General features: G+C 70.6%; 11 protein-coding genes. 7 read left to right on the top strand and 4 right to left on the bottom strand.

Annotation, left to right across the window (positions count from 1 at the left end; genetic code table 11):
• Nucleotides 1-126 precede the first annotated feature (126 nt).
• Entirely contained in the window at nt 127-1,845 is a 1,719-nt protein-coding gene (locus RIF23_RS05400) for a glycosyltransferase family 4 protein (protein WP_310911278.1), read from the bottom strand.
• Nucleotides 1,846-1,920: 75 nt separating this feature from the next.
• Between RIF23_RS05400 and wecB the strand changes: the two genes are divergently transcribed.
• From wecB to RIF23_RS05385, 3 genes are all read left to right on the top strand, one after another.
• Nucleotides 1,921-3,105, top strand: a complete 1,185-nt coding sequence (wecB, locus tag RIF23_RS05395) for a non-hydrolyzing UDP-N-acetylglucosamine 2-epimerase (protein WP_310911277.1) — start codon at nt 1,921-1,923, stop codon at nt 3,103-3,105.
• A 20-nt stretch (nt 3,106-3,125) separates the two neighbouring features.
• Entirely contained in the window at nt 3,126-4,949 is a 1,824-nt protein-coding gene (locus RIF23_RS05390) for a hypothetical protein (RefSeq protein WP_456085734.1), read from the top strand.
• A 124-nt stretch (nt 4,950-5,073) separates the two neighbouring features.
• Nucleotides 5,074-7,299 (top strand): glycosyltransferase, encoded by a 2,226-nt coding sequence (locus RIF23_RS05385; protein ID WP_310911519.1) that lies wholly within the window; start codon nt 5,074-5,076, stop codon nt 7,297-7,299.
• A gap of 63 nt (nt 7,300-7,362) precedes the next feature.
• Here RIF23_RS05385 and RIF23_RS05380 read toward each other — a convergent pair whose 3' ends face one another.
• Entirely contained in the window at nt 7,363-8,775 is a 1,413-nt protein-coding gene (locus RIF23_RS05380) for an LCP family protein (protein ID WP_310911275.1), read from the bottom strand.
• A 79-nt stretch (nt 8,776-8,854) separates the two neighbouring features.
• A complete protein-coding gene (locus RIF23_RS05375; RefSeq protein ID WP_310911274.1) occupies nt 8,855-9,685 on the bottom strand; it encodes a TIGR03089 family protein in 831 nt (276 codons plus the stop codon).
• A 225-nt stretch (nt 9,686-9,910) separates the two neighbouring features.
• On the opposite strand from RIF23_RS05375, the gene RIF23_RS05370 reads away from it, so the two are divergent.
• Genes RIF23_RS05370 through RIF23_RS05360 form a run of 3 tightly spaced genes read left to right on the top strand, consistent with a single transcriptional unit; the run spans nt 9,911 to nt 14,000 of the window.
• Nucleotides 9,911-11,953 (top strand): hypothetical protein, encoded by a 2,043-nt coding sequence (locus RIF23_RS05370; protein ID WP_310911273.1) that lies wholly within the window; start codon nt 9,911-9,913, stop codon nt 11,951-11,953.
• Nucleotides 11,954-11,955: 2 nt separating this feature from the next.
• Nucleotides 11,956-12,873, top strand: a complete 918-nt coding sequence (locus tag RIF23_RS05365) for a glycosyltransferase family 2 protein (RefSeq protein WP_310911272.1) — start codon at nt 11,956-11,958, stop codon at nt 12,871-12,873.
• A 38-nt stretch (nt 12,874-12,911) separates the two neighbouring features.
• Nucleotides 12,912-14,000 (top strand): glycosyltransferase family 4 protein, encoded by a 1,089-nt coding sequence (locus tag RIF23_RS05360; RefSeq protein ID WP_310911271.1) that lies wholly within the window; start codon nt 12,912-12,914, stop codon nt 13,998-14,000.
• Here the strand turns inward: RIF23_RS05360 and RIF23_RS05355 are convergent.
• A complete protein-coding gene (locus tag RIF23_RS05355) occupies nt 13,993-14,922 on the bottom strand; it encodes a lysylphosphatidylglycerol synthase domain-containing protein (RefSeq protein ID WP_310911270.1) in 930 nt (309 codons plus the stop codon). The genes RIF23_RS05360 and RIF23_RS05355 overlap by 8 nt on opposite strands.
• 131 nt (nt 14,923-15,053) lie before the next feature.
• Here RIF23_RS05355 and RIF23_RS05350 point away from each other — a divergent pair, with 131 nt between their 5' ends.
• Entirely contained in the window at nt 15,054-15,782 is a 729-nt protein-coding gene (locus RIF23_RS05350) for a class I SAM-dependent methyltransferase (protein ID WP_407659397.1), read from the top strand.
• Nucleotides 15,783-15,856: the final 74 nt, after the last annotated feature.

Here is a 15,856-nt window from a genome sequence, read left to right as displayed (position 1 = left end):
GCAGGAGAGCGGAACAGGTGGCCGGTCAGGGGCGAGCGCGGGGTCAGAGCACACGCGGAGGCTGGGCGGATGAACCAGCCGGAAGCCCTGCGGGACACCGGTTCGGTGCCCATCCTCCGACCTGTGTCAGCAGCCACCCTTCCCCCACAGCAGCGACTCGTACCCTGATTTGTAGGTTTTTGTGAGCGATGTCCAGGTCCGGCCATTCCGAACCCAGCGGCGCGCGGCCTGGCCGAGCTCCTGGCCGTGTGTTCGACGGTAGAGCAGTTCTTCCACACATGTGGCGAGTCCGACGCAATCGTCCGGTGGAATTAACGCTCCGGTCACTCCCGGTTCCACGATTTCGCGCAGTGCCGGCAGGTCGCTGGCCACCACCGGAACACCACCCGCCATCGCCTCCACCGGCTTGAGGGGGGTCACCAGCCGACAGACCCGCTGATCGCGCCGCGGCACCGCGAACACGTCCAGCACGGCGTGGTAGCGCCGTACCTGCGCTGCGGGAACCCGGCCCGGCAGGTGGGCCCAGTGCTGACCCCCCGGCAGCCCACGTGCCAACTCCCGCAGCGCGGGCAGCTCCGGGCCGTCCCCGACGATGAGCGCGTGGGCGTCGCGGCCACGTTCGCGCAGGAGGGCCACGGCCCGCAGCAGCGTGTCCAGCCCCTCGTAGCCATAGCAGCTGGTGGTGGTCCCAACCACGACCGAGTCCGGCCCCAGCCCCAGCTCGGCCCGCAGCTCGGTGGCGTCCGGCAACGGTTCCAGAAACGACTCGTCCACCGCGTTGGGGGCGATCACGATCTTCTCGGAGGGAACGCCCCGCGCAACGATCTCCGCGCGCATGGCCGTCCCCAGGGTCACCACCAGGTCGGCGGCCTGCATACAGGCGGTCTCCCGGTCACGTTCCACACGGTAGTGGGCATCCGTCGGGCAGCGGCGCGGATCGCGGGACAGCCAGGACTCCTCAAGGAAGCCACGCACCTCGTAGACGACGGGTATCCCGTGCCTGCGTCCCAGGGCCAGGGCCAGCTCGGCGTTGCGATGCCCGCTGGCCGCGTGCAGCACAGTCGGGCGGAGCCGCAGGACCAGTGGCTCGGCCAGGCGTAGCCCCAGCCGTAGACGTGCCGCGTCGTTGCCGGGTGCGATCCAGGGCAGTAGGCGGTGGTAGGGCACACCGTCCACCGGGACCTGTGGGCGGGCGTCGAGAATCCCCTGAGAGAGGGGATAGCCCGGTTGGGTCAGCACGTGGGGACGCATTCCGGCCGCCTGTTGGGCCCGTGCGATGCGGTGGGTGCGTTGGGTATAGCCCGCGTTGGTGTGCGGCAGGGCGTTGGTGACCAGGTGGAGTACACACTCGCCCCGGGAAGTGTTCACCCGTTGGTCGCGCGCTGTTCCGGAGCGTGGCGCTACCCTGGCACCACCGACAGGTCGGGGGGGTGGACTGGTTGCGGCGGCCACACGGCCGGCCGCCAGGTCCCTGCGATGGGCGAGGCGTCGGCGCCTGCGTCCGGCGGGAACCTGGTCCAGCAGAGCCTCGGCCAGCTCGTCCTGCTCGCAGGCGATGGCGAACGCGGCCAGCCGGGCCGCACGGGAGGGGGAAGCGGAATGCGTCGCAGTGTGCACCAGCGCGGTGGCGCGCTCGCGGTGCCCCATGCTCCACAGGCAGTAAATGTAGGGCACCGGGCCGAGAATCCCGATACGGTACAGCGTTCGGGTCACGGCCACGCACCGTCGTCGTTCCCGGTCCGGCAGCAGCCGCAGCCCCCGCAGTGCCGCGCGTGCGGGGTCCGCCCGGACGTGGCGCCAGGCCAGGGTTCCGAGGTAGGTCGCGGTCTTGAGTGGGTTGCGCACAGTCCCGAATGAAACCATGTGCGCGCCCCAGCCCGGTGGATACCGAACGTAACACGACGACGACCAGGAGTGTGAATGAGTCCAGTCCACCGAGGCCCCGATGGGGCCGCCCCGACCGGATCCGCAGCGGGCGCGGCAACCAGCGGTCTCGTGCACGTGGTCGGCACCCGGCCGAACTTCGTGAAGGCCGCACCCGTGGTCAGTGCCCTGTCTGCCCGCGGCGTCCGCCAGCGCGTGGTGCACACCGGACAGCACTATGACGACGCCCTCTCGGCGGTGTTCTTCCGGGAGCTCGGCCTGCCCCGCCCCGACGTGGACCTTGGGGTGGGGTCGGGTACGCACGCCGCACAGACCGCGGCCCTGATGACAGGTCTTGCCGAAGAGTTCGCCGCCTGTTCACCCGAGGCGGTCATCGTCTACGGGGATGTGAACTCCACCCTGGCTGCCGCGCTCGTGGCGGCCAAGGAGAACATTCCGGTGGCCCATGTCGAGGCCGGACTCCGCTCCTTCGACTGGACCATGCCCGAGGAAGTCAACCGCCGACTCGTCGACCAGATGGCCGAACTGTGCTTCGCGACCAGCCCGGAGGCCGTGGGTCACCTGGCGCGGGAAGGGATTGACGTGTCCCGCATCCACCTGGTCGGCAACCCCATGATCGACACACTCCTGGCCCACCTGGACCGTTTCGATGCCCAGGGGCTGCGCACCGAACTGGGGCTACCCGAACGCTACGTCGCGGCGACACTGCACCGCCCCGCCAACGTCGACAACCCCGAGGTGGTCTCGCACCTGGTGGCGCGGCTCGGGGAGGTCGCCGAACAGGTCCCCCTGGTCATCCCGGTCCACCCGCGCGGCCGGGCCGCGTTGGAGGCGGCGGGACTCACCGGGCACCCGCAGGTGCGGCTGCTGCCCCCGCTTGGGTATCGGCAGTTCGTCAGCCTGGCCCGGGGCGCGGCCGCCGTGATCACCGACTCCGGAGGGGTGCAGGAGGAAACAACCATGCTCGGTGTGCCGTGCCTGACCCTACGTGCGACGACCGAACGCCCCGTCACGGTTTCCCACGGCACGAACCGGCTCGTGGATGCGGCGGAACTCCCGGCCGCCATCACCAAAATCCTCGACGACACCGCGGCCACCGAGGCACGCCGGAGCGGCGTCGCCCACAGCACCACCGCGACGGGACCCCCGATGTGGGACGGGCAGGCGGGACAGCGCATCGCCGAGGTCGTCCTGGACGAGCTGCGCCCAAGCCTGGGCTGAACACCGACCAAGGGAGCATGATGCCACGTCGTGAGCGCAGCCAGACCGAGCAGCTGCGCCAGGCCCTCGCCGAGCGGGAGGAACAGCTCGCCGAGGCACACGCCCGTCTGGCGGCGATCGAGGGATCCACGTCGCTGCGTGTCGGCCAGGCCCTGACCGCGGCAGCCAGGAGCCCACGGCGGGGACTGGCGCGGCTGCCGCGGGACCTCTACCGGCTGTGGCGAGGCAGCGGCCGCCGGAGCTCTGCGGCTCGGCGCGGACGCGCCGAGCCCGTCCTGTCCTATGCCGCCGAGCGGCAGGAGGCCCGGCTCCTCTCCGGTAACGCTGGCCTTCGCGACGAGCGGCTGCTCGTCGCGGGAGTACTCGCGGGTGATCTCCAGGGCGGAATCGGTGCCAGCTGCGGGGCGGACATCGCTCCCGACGCGCGCGTACTCCCGCTGCGGCCGCACGACGCGCAGGTCACCTTCGATTCCGTGGATGCCGATCTGCTGCTGGTCTCCGCCTCAGCCGCGGCACCGGGCGGGCCGTGGGCGCACGTCGGCCAGCCCGCGGTCGTGGACCGCACCCGGGTGTTGCGCTGGGTACTGGAGTCCGCGGCCGCACGCGGTATCCCCAGCGTGCTCCTCCTGGACGGCCCCTGCCCACCGGGCCTCCGGCAGCTCGGCTTCGACCAGGTCCACTCGGGCAACCTGGGGGTGCCCCTGCACCGGTACAACCCCGTGGCCGCCGGACCCGAACGTTCCGGCGGCCCGCTGTGGGTCCCGAGCGGCGTGCACCCGCCCGCCCGTTCCGAGGTGCTGGCCGGGCTGGACACACTGTCCGAACCGCTCACCGGTCGAGGCGACCTCAGGGAACAACTCCGGAACGTCGCAACGGCCGTGACCGACGACCACCACGCCGCTCTTCGCCTGCTGGCCTGCGGCGTCCGGGTGTTGCTGCGCACAGATGGCACGGTCCGCTCCGAGGACACCACGGCGCGCCTCCGGGGGCAGCTCCCCGGGCTGAGCCACACCGCAGCCACGGATGACCGGGAACTTGCGCAGTCCGTGGCGGACCTGCGTTCTGCCGGTCCGCTGTCCGAGAGTGAGCGTCGAGCCACCCTGCGGGAGCTGTTCCGGGAGCACGCCAGTTTCACCCTCCTCGGTGGAATCCTGCGCGGTGTGCTCCCGGACTACGCCTCCCGTGGGATCATCGCCCCGGGAACCAGGCGCAGTGTCACCGTGCTGGCCCATCCGCGCGATGACGAGGAGGCGCACCAGCTGGCCAGTGATGTCCTCGCGCAGCTGCATCCTCCCGTCGCGGTCGCGGTGCCCCAGGCGGCCACGCGCCTGCCCGCACTGCGGGAGCTGCACGCCCACGGGGTGCCGATCCACGGGGTTCCCGAGCTTCCAGCCACCGGGCCGACGCCGGGGGACGGCGTCGCGACCCCCGGTGCCAACGGCACCGCCGCAGCCGCCGACACGCTGGTCCGCGAACCGACCCCGGTGGACTGGGCGCGGCTGGCGGAGACAGCCCAGACGCCGTGGGTGGCGCCCTGGCGCGGGCCCGTGGACACCACCCACCTCGTGGACGCGGTGTGCGCGGCAGAATGCTCCGGTGCTGAGGCCGTCGGTCCGGCCCTGCCCCCCTGGCGGGCCTCCGACCCCGAGCCCGAGGACACGGACTCCGCACAGTCCGGCCCGGACTACGTGTTCACACACGCGATTCGGCCCACCCTCGCCCGACGTGACCTGATGGCAGAGGGAACCCATCCGGGGGTCTGGAGCCGGCACGGGGCCCGCCTACTCGCCCTGGGGCGGTGCCCGGCCCAGGCAGCCACACCGGGCGCCCACGGCCCGTCCTGACCCCGCAGCTATCCCGGCCACGCCCTGTACCGCATCCTCCGGAGGAACCGTGACCCCGCACGCACTCGTCTACGGCGACGTTGACCTGAACGTGATCGACGGCTCGGCCGTCTGGGCCCAGACCATGACCCAGGCCCTGGCCAGCGCGGGATGTGAGGTCACCCTCCTCCTCAAGGCCCCGGTGCGGACCGAACGCCTCACCGCGCCGCTGGCCGCACTCGCGGGTGTGACCCTGCGCCGCCCCCACGAGGAGGGGCTCGTGTCCACCACCGCCGAACGCGGGCTCAGCCCCGAACTGGCCGTGTCCCTGATCGGGCAGCTCGACCAGGATCAGCCCGCGGACCTCATTGTCGTGCGGGGCCGGCGGCTGGCCGCACTCGCCGCCCAGGAGCAGCAACTGCACGGGCGCCTGTGGACCTATCTCACCGACATTCCGCAGAGCGTCAGTGAGCTCACTCCAGCCGTAACCTCGGAACTCAGCGATATCGCCGTGGCCTCCCGGGTCCTGCTGTGCCAGACGGAGGACCTGCGCTGTTTCCTGGAGTCGGTCGTTCCGGCGGCCTGCGGGAAGAGCGTGGTGTTCGGCCCGGTCGTGGATGTGGATCCACCGCAGCAGCCACGGCGGCGCCCGGAGGGCGAGCCGCTGCGGCTCGTCTATACCGGAAAGTTCGCTCCTCGGTGGCAGACCCTGGAGATGACCGAGCTTCCCGCCGCGCTGGCCGAGCGCAACGTCTCCGCTGAGCTGCACATGGTCGGGGACAAGATCCACCGGGACCCGAGCGGATGGTCGCGGCGGATGCGTCGCGCGTTGGAGAACACCCCCGGAGTGATCTGGCACGGCGGAATGTCCCGGTCCGAGGCGCTCGACATCGCCGCCGGGTGCGACCTGGGGCTGTCCTGGCGTTCGGCCGAGCTGGATGCCAGCCTGGAGCTCTCCACCAAGGTGTTGGAGCTGGGCGCCCTGGGGGTGCCGGTGCTACTCAACCGCACCCCGATGCACGAGGAGCTACTCGGGGCGGACTATCCCCTGTTCGTGGATGCGCACACGGAACCCGACGCGCAAGGGGTGGCCGGGGTAGTGGCGGCCACCCTGGCCCCGTCGGCACGGGGGCGGCAGACCCCGGGATCCCCCGAGGAGCCACCGGTGTCGGAACTGGCCGTGCAGCGCTGTCGGCAGGCGGCTGGACAGTTCACCCTGGAACGGGCGGCACAACGCCTGCGGGAGCTCCTCGCCGAGGTGGCACCCCGCGTGCCCTCCGCCGCGCACCGGGAGTCCACCCGCCCCCTGCGGGTCGTGATCGCCGGGCACGACCTGAAGTTCTTCACCCGACTGGGCGAGCACCTGGCGGCGCTCCCCGGACTGGAGCTCCGCTTCGACGAGTGGGAGGGCATCAGCACACACGACGAGTATCGCAGCAGCGAGCTGGCCGCGTGGGCGGACGTGGTCGTCTGTGAGTGGTGTGGCCCCAACGCCCTGTTCTACGCCTCCAGGAAGCGGCGCGGCCAGCGCCTCGTGGTTCGGCTCCACCGCTTCGAGCTGTACGCGCAGTGGCCGCACAAGCTCGACATCGACCAGGTCGACGCCGTCGTCTGTGTCAGCCCGCACTACGCCCAGCGGACCCGGGAGGAGACCGGCTGGCCGGAAGAGAAGGTCGTGGTCCTACCCAACTGGGTGGATGCGCGCCAACTGGACCGTCCCAAACTTCCCGGAGCCGAGTACACCCTGGGCATGGTCGGCGCGGCGCCGTCCCGCAAGCGCCTGGATCGGGCTCTGGATGTCCTCGCCGAGCTCCGGCACCTGGACAGCCGCTACACCTTGGCGGTGAAGACCCGGCAACCATGGGACTACTGGTGGGTGTGGAACCGTCCGGAGGAGCGCGACTACTACGAACGGACCTATCGACGGATCCAGCGCAGTGAGCCGCTCGCCGGCGGGGTGGTTTTCGACCCGTTCGGCCCGGACATCGCCGCCTGGCTGCGCAGGGTCGGCTTCGTCCTGTCCACGAGTGACGACGAGAGCTTCCATCTGGCCCCGGCCGAGTGTGCGGCCTCGGGTGGTGTTCCGGTGGTGCTCGCCTGGCCCGGTGCCCACACCATCTACTCCGAACGGTGGGTGCACCCGGACACCACGACCATGGCCGCGGCGATTCACCGGGTTGTGACCGGCGGCCGGTTCGAGGAGACACGGCGCGTGGCCCAGCGGGAGATCGTTGAGCAGTACTCGCTGGAGCGGGTGCGCCAACTGTGGACCGACCTGGTTATCGACGGGCGCCTGCCACGGGGGACGGACCCGTGGCCGGCCACGGGCATCGCCCCGTCCCCGACCGCGGTGTCGTCCACAGCCGGGTGAACAACGCCCCCCGGGCCGTGCCGGGACGGGGCGGCCCGGGGCCAGCGGCTCCTCATCGCGGGGTCAGCAGACGAACTCCGCATCGTCGGCGGCGGTGCGGGTATCGGCATCGTGCCCCGACGCTCCGTCCGCTGCGTCCGCTGCGTCCTCTTCCTGAGCGCTCTCCCCGTGCGTGTCGGCCGTACCGGTGACCCCGTCCCAGTCGTCGGCCAGAACCAGCTGTACGGACGTGCCCAGGGTGGCGTCCTCGACCACGCTCGCGGTGCTGAGCGCGTCGGCCAGCGCCCGGGCGTGCTGGGCCCGATCAGGGGAGTGGAGCACTGTGGTGGCCTGCGGGGCGGTCCCCTGTGGGTTACCGGTGTCGGCGACGGTGAAACCGAGGGCCCGCAGCTCCTCGGCGGTCTGGCCCGCAAGACCGGACACGCCGGTGCCGTTGAGAACCTCCACGGTGACCTCCTCCGGCGCCACGTCGGGGGCGTCGCCACCGTCGTCTCCGCCGTTGGAGGAGTCGTCGGTGTCCGCCTCGTCCTCCTCCGGATCGGTGAGCGGGCTGTCCTGGCGCACCGAGTCGAACAACTCCTGGGCATCCGGCTCCCGCCAGATGATGCGGTTGGGGTTGTCCGGGGCCTCGCCGTGCGGAACCGTGACGAACTCGATGTCGCTCATATCGACCTCGCGCATCCCGATCGCGAGGTCGGCCATGGTGTCGGGGGAGAATTCGTCGTCGGTGGTGATGGACTGGGTGACCGCGCTCAGGAAGTCGTACAGGTTGCCCGGGTTGGCGATCACTTCGCTGCTGGACGCCTGCTCCGCCATCGCCCCCATGAACTGTTGCTGACGTTCGATACGGCTGGTGTCACTGCCGTCACCGAGGGCGTAGCGGGCGCGGACGAAACCCAGCGCCTCCTCCCCGTCCAGGACCTGCTGCCCGGCATCCAACTCCAGGTGGGCCTTCTCGTCCGAGATCGGTTCGGGGATGCACATTTCCACCCCGCCCAGCGCGTCCACCATGTCCGAGAACCCGTGGAAGTCCATATGGATGTAGTGGTCGATGTGCAGCCCGGTCAGCTGTTCCACGTTGTTCCACAGGCAGGGCGGGCCGCCCAGAGTCAGTGCCAGCCCGATCATGTTCCGCCCCGCGTCCATACCGGGACGGTCGTCGCTGGCGGCGCATGCCTGGAGTTCCACCACGGAATCCCGGGGGATGTTCACCAGCGTTGCGGTTTCCTGCTCCGGGGTGACGTGGGCGATGATGAGTGTGTCGGGGCGTTCCCCTTCCGCGTCCCCGTACTCGGAGTTCTCCCCGGTGCGTTCGTCCGACCCGATGATCAGGACGTTCATCGACCCCTCGATCTGGCTGGGACGGTCCTCGAAGGAGTCGGTGTCGATCGCTTCCTGCGTGATGTTGCCGTACAGGTCGTGGTAGAGACCGTAGGCCGTCAGGCCACTCGCGATCACCGCGCCGGTGGTGGCCATCGAGATCCACGCCTGGGCCGACAGCCTGGGACGTGCTGAGCGTTTTCTGGGCATCGCGCCTACTGCTGAGGAGTCGGGTTCAGGTCAGCGCTCTGACATCGCTCACGGCCACGGACTGCCCGGGGGTGGCGTCGACGAACGCCGTGACGTGCTCCATGTCAAGGCGGCCAAAAAGTCCGCCGGGGTTGGAATCGGACACTAGCACCAGTGCCGAGGCGGATGTGACCGCGGCCAGCAGCCACGCGATCCCGGTGCCGGGCGCCGTGGGGGACTGGTACTGGGACTGGTACTGGGACTGGTACTGAGAGGTGATGATAGCCACCCGGTCCTGTGGTGTCAGCCCCCACCGCTGGGCCCGCTCCTGTCCGAGGGCGACAAGACCGGAGGCGGTGGTGTGCTCGCCGCCCCAGTCCAGCGCCGGTCCCGTGGCCGTGCCGCCAGCCGGGCGAGTGAACTGGTCGCCGAAGGAACGCACCTCGGTTGCGTAGTCCACGGCCGGTGGGGGACAGTCCGGCAGTGGTGCCCCCATCGGATGTAGCGAGGTCGCGACGATCTCCCGGGCCGGGGAGTCCAGGGCCTGCGTCAGTTGTTGCGGGCCGGTGACGACGATGTCCGCCTCCGGGAGCTCGTGCGTATCCGTCGGCACCGCCACCAGGCCCGTGTGCCAGCACGCCAGATACCAGACGATGCTCTGCCAGTGCACGGGCAGTGCCAGGGCGACCCGTTCCCCGGGGGCCGCGTCCAGACCGTCCAGAAGCATGTTGGCCGTCTTGGCGACCCAGTTGTCCACGGTGGCGTAGGACAACTCCACCCGGCCGCCGCTGTCGTCGTAGGCGGTGACAAACGGGCGGGAGGGATCCCGCGTGCGGGCGGAACGCCACAGCTCCGCCGGGGTCGCGGCGTCGGCCATCCCCACCACCTCCTCGCTCCTTGTGGTCCGCGTGTACTGTGTCCGCGTCCGCGTCCGCTGTATGCCCAACAGGCTGGACACTCTGGGCATGGTACTGCGCACCGGGAACCGGCCGGCACGCCGCCCGAGCACACCGGGGCGCCCGCGAGCGCTGACCGCGGGGCGGTCCCCGTCCGGAGCGGCCCGGTTACCATCCGGCCGTGATCCACTGCGATCCTTGCCACCATGTCCGCCGGCCGCCTGCTCGCCCGTGGCACCGCCCTGCCCGTCCTCGTGGTGGGGGCGTGGCTTCTGGTCTCGTTCCCACTGCTGCTGTTTGGCCAGCTCACGCCGGTTGTAGGGGTCGCGGTGGGCGCTCCCGTGGTCGTGGTGGTCGCCACGCTGGTGCCGCGGTTCGTCCCGGATCTGCCCGAGCACACCCCGTGGTGGGCGGTCCTGGGTGTGGGTGCGGTTACCGTCGCCTTCGCGGCCGTGCAGATGGCCTATCACGGTGAAGAGATCGTGGTTCGTCGAGACGCCGCCTCCTACGCCCAGTTCACGCACTGGATCGCCGAGCACGGCTCGCTACCCATCCCCCAACAACGGGAGCTCATCGCCGGCGACGATCCGGCCCTGAGCTACCAGAGCCTCGCGTTCTACCAGGTCGGGGAGGTGATCTGGCCCCAGTTTCTGGCGGGGACCCCGTTGACCCTCACCGTGGGCCACTGGCTCGGGGGCATTCCGGGAATGCTGCTCACCACCCCCGTACTGGGCGCCCTGGGCGTGCTGGTGATGGCGGGGCTCACCGCCCGGCTCGTCGGCCCGCGCTGGGCACCGCTGGCCGCCCTGCTCCTCGCGTTGAGTCTTCCCCACCAGTGGGCGAGTCGGGCCACCTACTCCGAACCGGTCGCGCAGCTGCTCATGCTGGGGGCACTCGTACTCGCGGTCGACGCCCTGCGCACCGATTCGGGCGTGAGTTCCCGCCGCACCCCCCCAACCCGCGTCTGTGCCCTGGTTCTGGGGAGTGCGTCCGGCTTGGCCTTCGGACTCGGCACCGTGGTCCGTATTGACGCCTTGCGGGATCTCCTACCGGTGGTGCTGTTCCTGGGCCTGTTGCTGCTGGTCCGTCGAGCCCCGGCGCTGGCGATGTCGGGCGGGCTCCTCGTGGGACTCGGCTACGGGGGACTGGCCAGCTACGTGCTGTCCCGGCCCTACGTCGAGTACCTGGCCGATTCGGTGGTGCCCATGCTGTGGGTGGCCGCGGGTGTCCTGGCCGGCACGGTCGCGATAACCGCCGCCCGGTGGCGGCGTGGGCTCCCCGGGTCGATACGCCCCACCTGGGTCGCGACCGCCGCCGCGGCCGTGCCCGTCCTGGTTGTGCTTGGGCTGGCGTTGCGGCCCCTGGTGTGGCAGGGACGTGGGCACGGCCACGAAACCACGGACGCCTACGTCGCCTACGTGCAGGAGCTCGAAGGGCTCGCGGTCGACGGTGCCCGCACCTACACCGAGATGAGTCTGTACTGGGTGGGCTGGTACCTGGGGTTGGCCACGGTGCTGTTCGCCACCCTCGGCGCCGCGCTCCTCCTGCGCCGGATCCTGCGCGGCGAGGCTCCGGACTGGGCGCTGCCCCTGCTGGTCCTGGGATGGTCGGTAGCGCTCACACTCGCCAGGCCAGCAATCACCCCGGACCATCCCTGGGCCAGCCGCCGGCTGCTGGTTCTGGTGCTGCCCGCCTTTGTCCTCCTGGCCGTGTGGGCATTGGCCCGGGGCGTGCGGGCCCTGCGCGAGCAGCCCGAGCGTGTGCCACGCCCGTTGCTCCCCCTGGCTGTGACACTGGGAGTCGTGGTGCTTGTGCTCCCCACCGCGGTGACCGCCCACGGAATCATGACCTACCGGTCGGACGTGGGCTCGGTGGAGCAGGCCGAGCGGCTCTGTGCCCAGCTTCCCGAACGTGCCAGTGTCCTCACGGTCGACGACGAGACCGGGAACTCCTACCTCCAACTTTTCCGCGGCATGTGTGGGGTCCCCGCAGCCCGGGTCACCACGACCGAGGCCGGTACGATACATCGCCTGGCCGCTGAGGTGCGTTCCCGCGACCGGGTTCCCGTACTCGCCGCGAGCAGCTCCCGAACCATCGCCCGTTACGACACGGCCGGCGACTATCCCACCCGGGCCTTCCGGCTGAACGCAGAGCAGGACCCCAGCACCCTGATGCGACCTCCCGCCGGCTCGTGGGACGTCAGCACCCGCGTGTTTCTCCTGCCGCTCACCCAGGGTTACGCTGACTAGCCGTGGAGCCCGCCGAGTCGACCGCCACCGAGCCCCCACACGTCAGCATCGTCCTGCCCTGCTACAACGAGGAACAGCACGTCCTGGCCGAGGTGGAACGCATCTGCGCCGCCATGGACGCCAGCGGCTACAGCTACGAGCTGTTGGCGATCGACGACGCCTCCAGTGACGACACCCTCGCCCGCCTGCGGGAGGCCGCGACCCACCACCGGCAACTCACCGTGGTTCCGTTTCGCCACAACGGGGGAGCGGGGACGGTGCGTCGCATCGGCACCCAGCGGGCCCGGGGCGAGGTGGTCGTGTGGACCGATGCCGACCTGACCTACCCCAACGAGCGCATCCCGGAACTCGTGGAGATCCTCGACCAGGATCCCGATCTCGAACAGGTGGTCGGGGCGCGGTGCCAGGAGTCCGGAACCCATCGGCTACTGCGCGTTCCCGCGAAATGGTTGATCCGTAAGCTCGCGGAGCATCTCACCAACAGCGCGATCCCGGACCTGAACTCCGGGCTGCGGGCCTTCCGCCGCACCACGGCGCTGCCCTACCTGCGGCTGCTGCCGCCGGGATTCTCCTGTGTCACCACCATCACCCTGGCCTTCCTCGCGAACCAGCACCCCATCCAGTACGTGCCGATCGCCTATGCCAAGCGGTCCGGACGGTCCAAGTTCCATTTCGTCGCCGATGCCTACCGCTACATCTTGCAGGTGCTGCGGATGGTGATGTACTTCAACCCGCTCAAGGTCCTGATGCCGCCAGCCCTGAGCCTGCTCGCCCTGGGTGTGGGCAAGGGCCTCTACGATGTGATCACCGACCCGGTCTACATCCGCAACAACACCATCATGCTCGTGGTCAGTGGCCTGGTCATCGGGTGCATGGCCCTGTTGGCCGACCTCATCGTGCGTTCCCGCAACGGAGCCTGACCCGGCCACGGATCCGGACCCGAGCCTGGAGAGCCGCCGTGCGCATCGCCCTGATCGGACCCACCCACCCGTACAAGGGTGGGGGCGCCCGACACACCACCGAACTCGCCCACCGCCTCGCGGCAGCCGGACACGACACGGTCCTGGAGTCCTGGCGCGCCCAGTACCCACGTTCGCTGTACCCGGGACAACAGACCGTGGCCGCCCCGGAGGCCCCGCCCTACCCCAGAACCCGGTGCGAGCTCGCGTGGAACCGTCCGGACGGCTGGTGGCGGACCGGACGTCGCATCGCGGACGAGGCCGACCTCGTGATCCTCACCCTGGTGTCACCGGTCCAGGTCCCCCCCTACCTCGGGCTGCTGCACGGCCTACGCACCGCCCACAGACCCCCCACCACGGTCGCCGTGTGCCACAACGTACTGCCGCACGAACGACGCATGTTCGATGTGCCGCTGGTGCGGGCGCTACTGCGACGGGTCGACACGGTCCTCACGCACTCCCCGGACGAACAGTCCCACGCCCGGCAGCTGTTGGGGGGACGAGCTGAATCCGTACACCATGCGGACCTGCCCCCGCACCTGCCCGACACGCACCGTGCCCCCGCCCCACGTACCGTGCTACGCCGGCTCCTGTTTTTGGGGATGGTCCGTCCCTACAAGGGCGTGGACCTCCTGGTCCAGGCCCTCGCCGCCGGCCCCGCGGACGTGTGTCTCACCGTCGCCGGCGAGTTCTGGGGCGGATCCACATACCTGCGTCGCCTCGCCGAAGGGCTCGACCTGGGGGATCGGGTCGAATTTCGTGCGGGCTACGTCCCGGCGGCCGAGGTCCCCCACCTCTTCGACCAGGCCGACGCCCTGGTACTGCCCTACCGCAGCGCCACCGCCACCCAGAACGTGTGGTGGGCCTTCGAACACAACCGCCCCGTCATCGCCACCCGGACCGGCACACTCCCCCGGCACGTGCGCGATGGGGTCGACGGTCTGATCTGCGAACCGAACAACGTCACCGACCTGGCCCGAACCCTCAACCGTTTCTACGAACCAGGGGAACCCCAGCGGCTGGCAGCCGCCGTACGCCGCGTGGATCCGGAGGTCTACTGGCAGCGCTACCTGTCCGCGCTCATCTGATCCGCCCACCCGGCCGCACCAGGGTCGCGGCAGCCGCCCACAGCAGGTCGGTCAGCGTCAGCACGAGGCGGGACAACGCCGCCACCACCAGGGCCGCCCCCGCATCCAGCACGGGAGCCAGGGACACCACCAGCACCAACTCCCGGACCCCGACTCCGGCCGGCGCCAGCACCACCACCAGTCCCAGGGTCCAGGCGAGGGCAAAAGCCCCGGCGGCCAGCGGCAGCGCGGTGACACCCACATCACCCACCGCCGCCATCAGCGTCCACACGTGTAGCGCCAGCGGTGGCCACGCCAGCACCGACCAGCCCGCCGCAGCCGTCAGGCCACGCCAACTCACCCGGGTGAGTTCACCAGCCGGTATCTGCCCCCCGGACCGCGTAAGCCGCTGTCCCCCACGAACCAGGGCGGTCACCAGGCGGGGATGGAGGGCCAGCACCAGTCCCGGGGCCAAGGCGAGCACCCACCACCAGCGCCGCGCGGCCTCCGGGGAGACCAGCGGGAGCGTGGCCGTCGCCACGGCCAGGTTCACGGCCAGGGTCACCACCACGGCCAGCACGGTCGCCGTCGCTGCCCGTGCACGTGGTACCTGCTGCTCCCGGGCCAGTTCCACCTGAGCCAGAAACGCCCATACCGACCCGGGGAGATACTTCCCGAGCTGCCCGAGGAACATGACCCGGCCCGCCACCGGCACGGACAGCACCGCCCCCACATCGGCGAGGAGCGCACGCCAGGCCAACATCTGCGCCAGCAGCCCGACGAGCGCAGCCGCCAGCGAAGCCATCAGCACCCACACCGAAAGCGAGGCGAGCGCCGCACTCGCCTCGTCCCACCGGGCGTACAGCGCGTATCCGGCGCAGAGCAGGACCAGCACGACCACGCTGGAGCGGATCCAGATGCGGGCGCGCGGACTGCTGAGCACCCGGCCAGGGTAGCCACGACCCGGCCCACCCGCCCGCACCGCGACAGGGGCGGGCGACCACCGGACGATTCGCGTGGGGCCCGCGGCCCCACGTCCAGGGGCCGACGCCACGAGGTCATAGGGTGGTCCGGGTGAGTCTCGACGATCTTGTGGCCTTCTCCGGACACCAACTCCACGTCTGTCGGTTCCGTGAAGCCCGCACGCTCCTGCGGTGGCTGGGCAACGACCTACGGGGGCAGGTTGTCCTCGACGTGGCTGGGGGAGATGGGTACTGGGCCGGGCAGGCCCGACGGCGTGGCGCCCGCACGGTTTCCGTGGACCTGGCCCTGCACAAGCTGCGCCGGGGGCGCCGGCTGCGCTCGTCCCCGGCTCTGGTCGCGGGAGACGCGTTGCGACTTCCCCTGTCCGATGCCAGCGTGGACGCGGTGCTGTCCGTATGCGCCCTGGAGCACTTTCCGGATGGCCCCGCGGCCCTCACCGAGATGGTGCGGGTGCTGCGCCCCGGAGGACAGCTGCTTCTCTCCGCGGACGCTCTGACCCGGCGGCACCGCTGGCCCAACCTCGCCCAGACGCATCGCCGTCGTTACGACGTGCGTCGCACCTACACGCACACACAGCTGCGTGAGCTTCTGACCAGCCGGGGTGTCGTCGTTGGCGAACACCGTTACCAGTTCCGCGGTCCCGGCGCCGAGCTCGGGTACCTGGCCGTGTCCGCCTGGGGTGGGCGTCTTGGCTTCAACGCGGCAGCGCCCGCGATTCCCCTGGTTGCCGCGAGTGACGCGATCCGCCGCAACGATCGGGGGAGTATCGTCCTCCTCCGGGCTCGGAAACCGTCCGAGACGGAAGGTGAACCCTCCTAGGTCGAGTCCTGGGGAGTGTCTGCCGGGCGGTTCGGTGTGCTGCACACCTGGGGCCCGCGCCGTGTCGGCCGTCG

Source organism: Lipingzhangella rawalii, from assembly GCF_031628175.1.
Classification (GTDB): Bacteria; Actinomycetota; Actinomycetes; order Streptosporangiales; family Streptosporangiaceae; genus Lipingzhangella_A; species Lipingzhangella_A rawalii.
The sequence above is the reverse complement of the archived record's forward strand: the minus strand, read 5'-3'. Positions and strand labels throughout refer to the sequence as shown.

Bases quoted from the DNA above. Each gene is read 5' to 3' on its own strand.
- wecB (WP_310911277.1), top strand. From the start codon at position 1,921: ATGAGTCCAGTCCACCGAGGCCCCGATGGGGCCGCCCCGACCGGATCC.
- RIF23_RS05390 (WP_456085734.1), top strand. From the start codon at position 3,126: ATGCCACGTCGTGAGCGCAGCCAGACCGAGCAGCTGCGCCAGGCCCTC.
- RIF23_RS05385 (WP_310911519.1), top strand. From the start codon at position 5,074: ATGACCCAGGCCCTGGCCAGCGCGGGATGTGAGGTCACCCTCCTCCTC.
- RIF23_RS05380 (WP_310911275.1), bottom strand. From the start codon at position 8,775: ATGGCCACCACCGGCGCGGTGATCGCGAGTGGCCTGACGGCCTACGGT.
- RIF23_RS05375 (WP_310911274.1), bottom strand. From the start codon at position 9,685: ATGGCCGACGCCGCGACCCCGGCGGAGCTGTGGCGTTCCGCCCGCACG.
- RIF23_RS05370 (WP_310911273.1), top strand. From the start codon at position 9,911: ATGTCCGCCGGCCGCCTGCTCGCCCGTGGCACCGCCCTGCCCGTCCTC.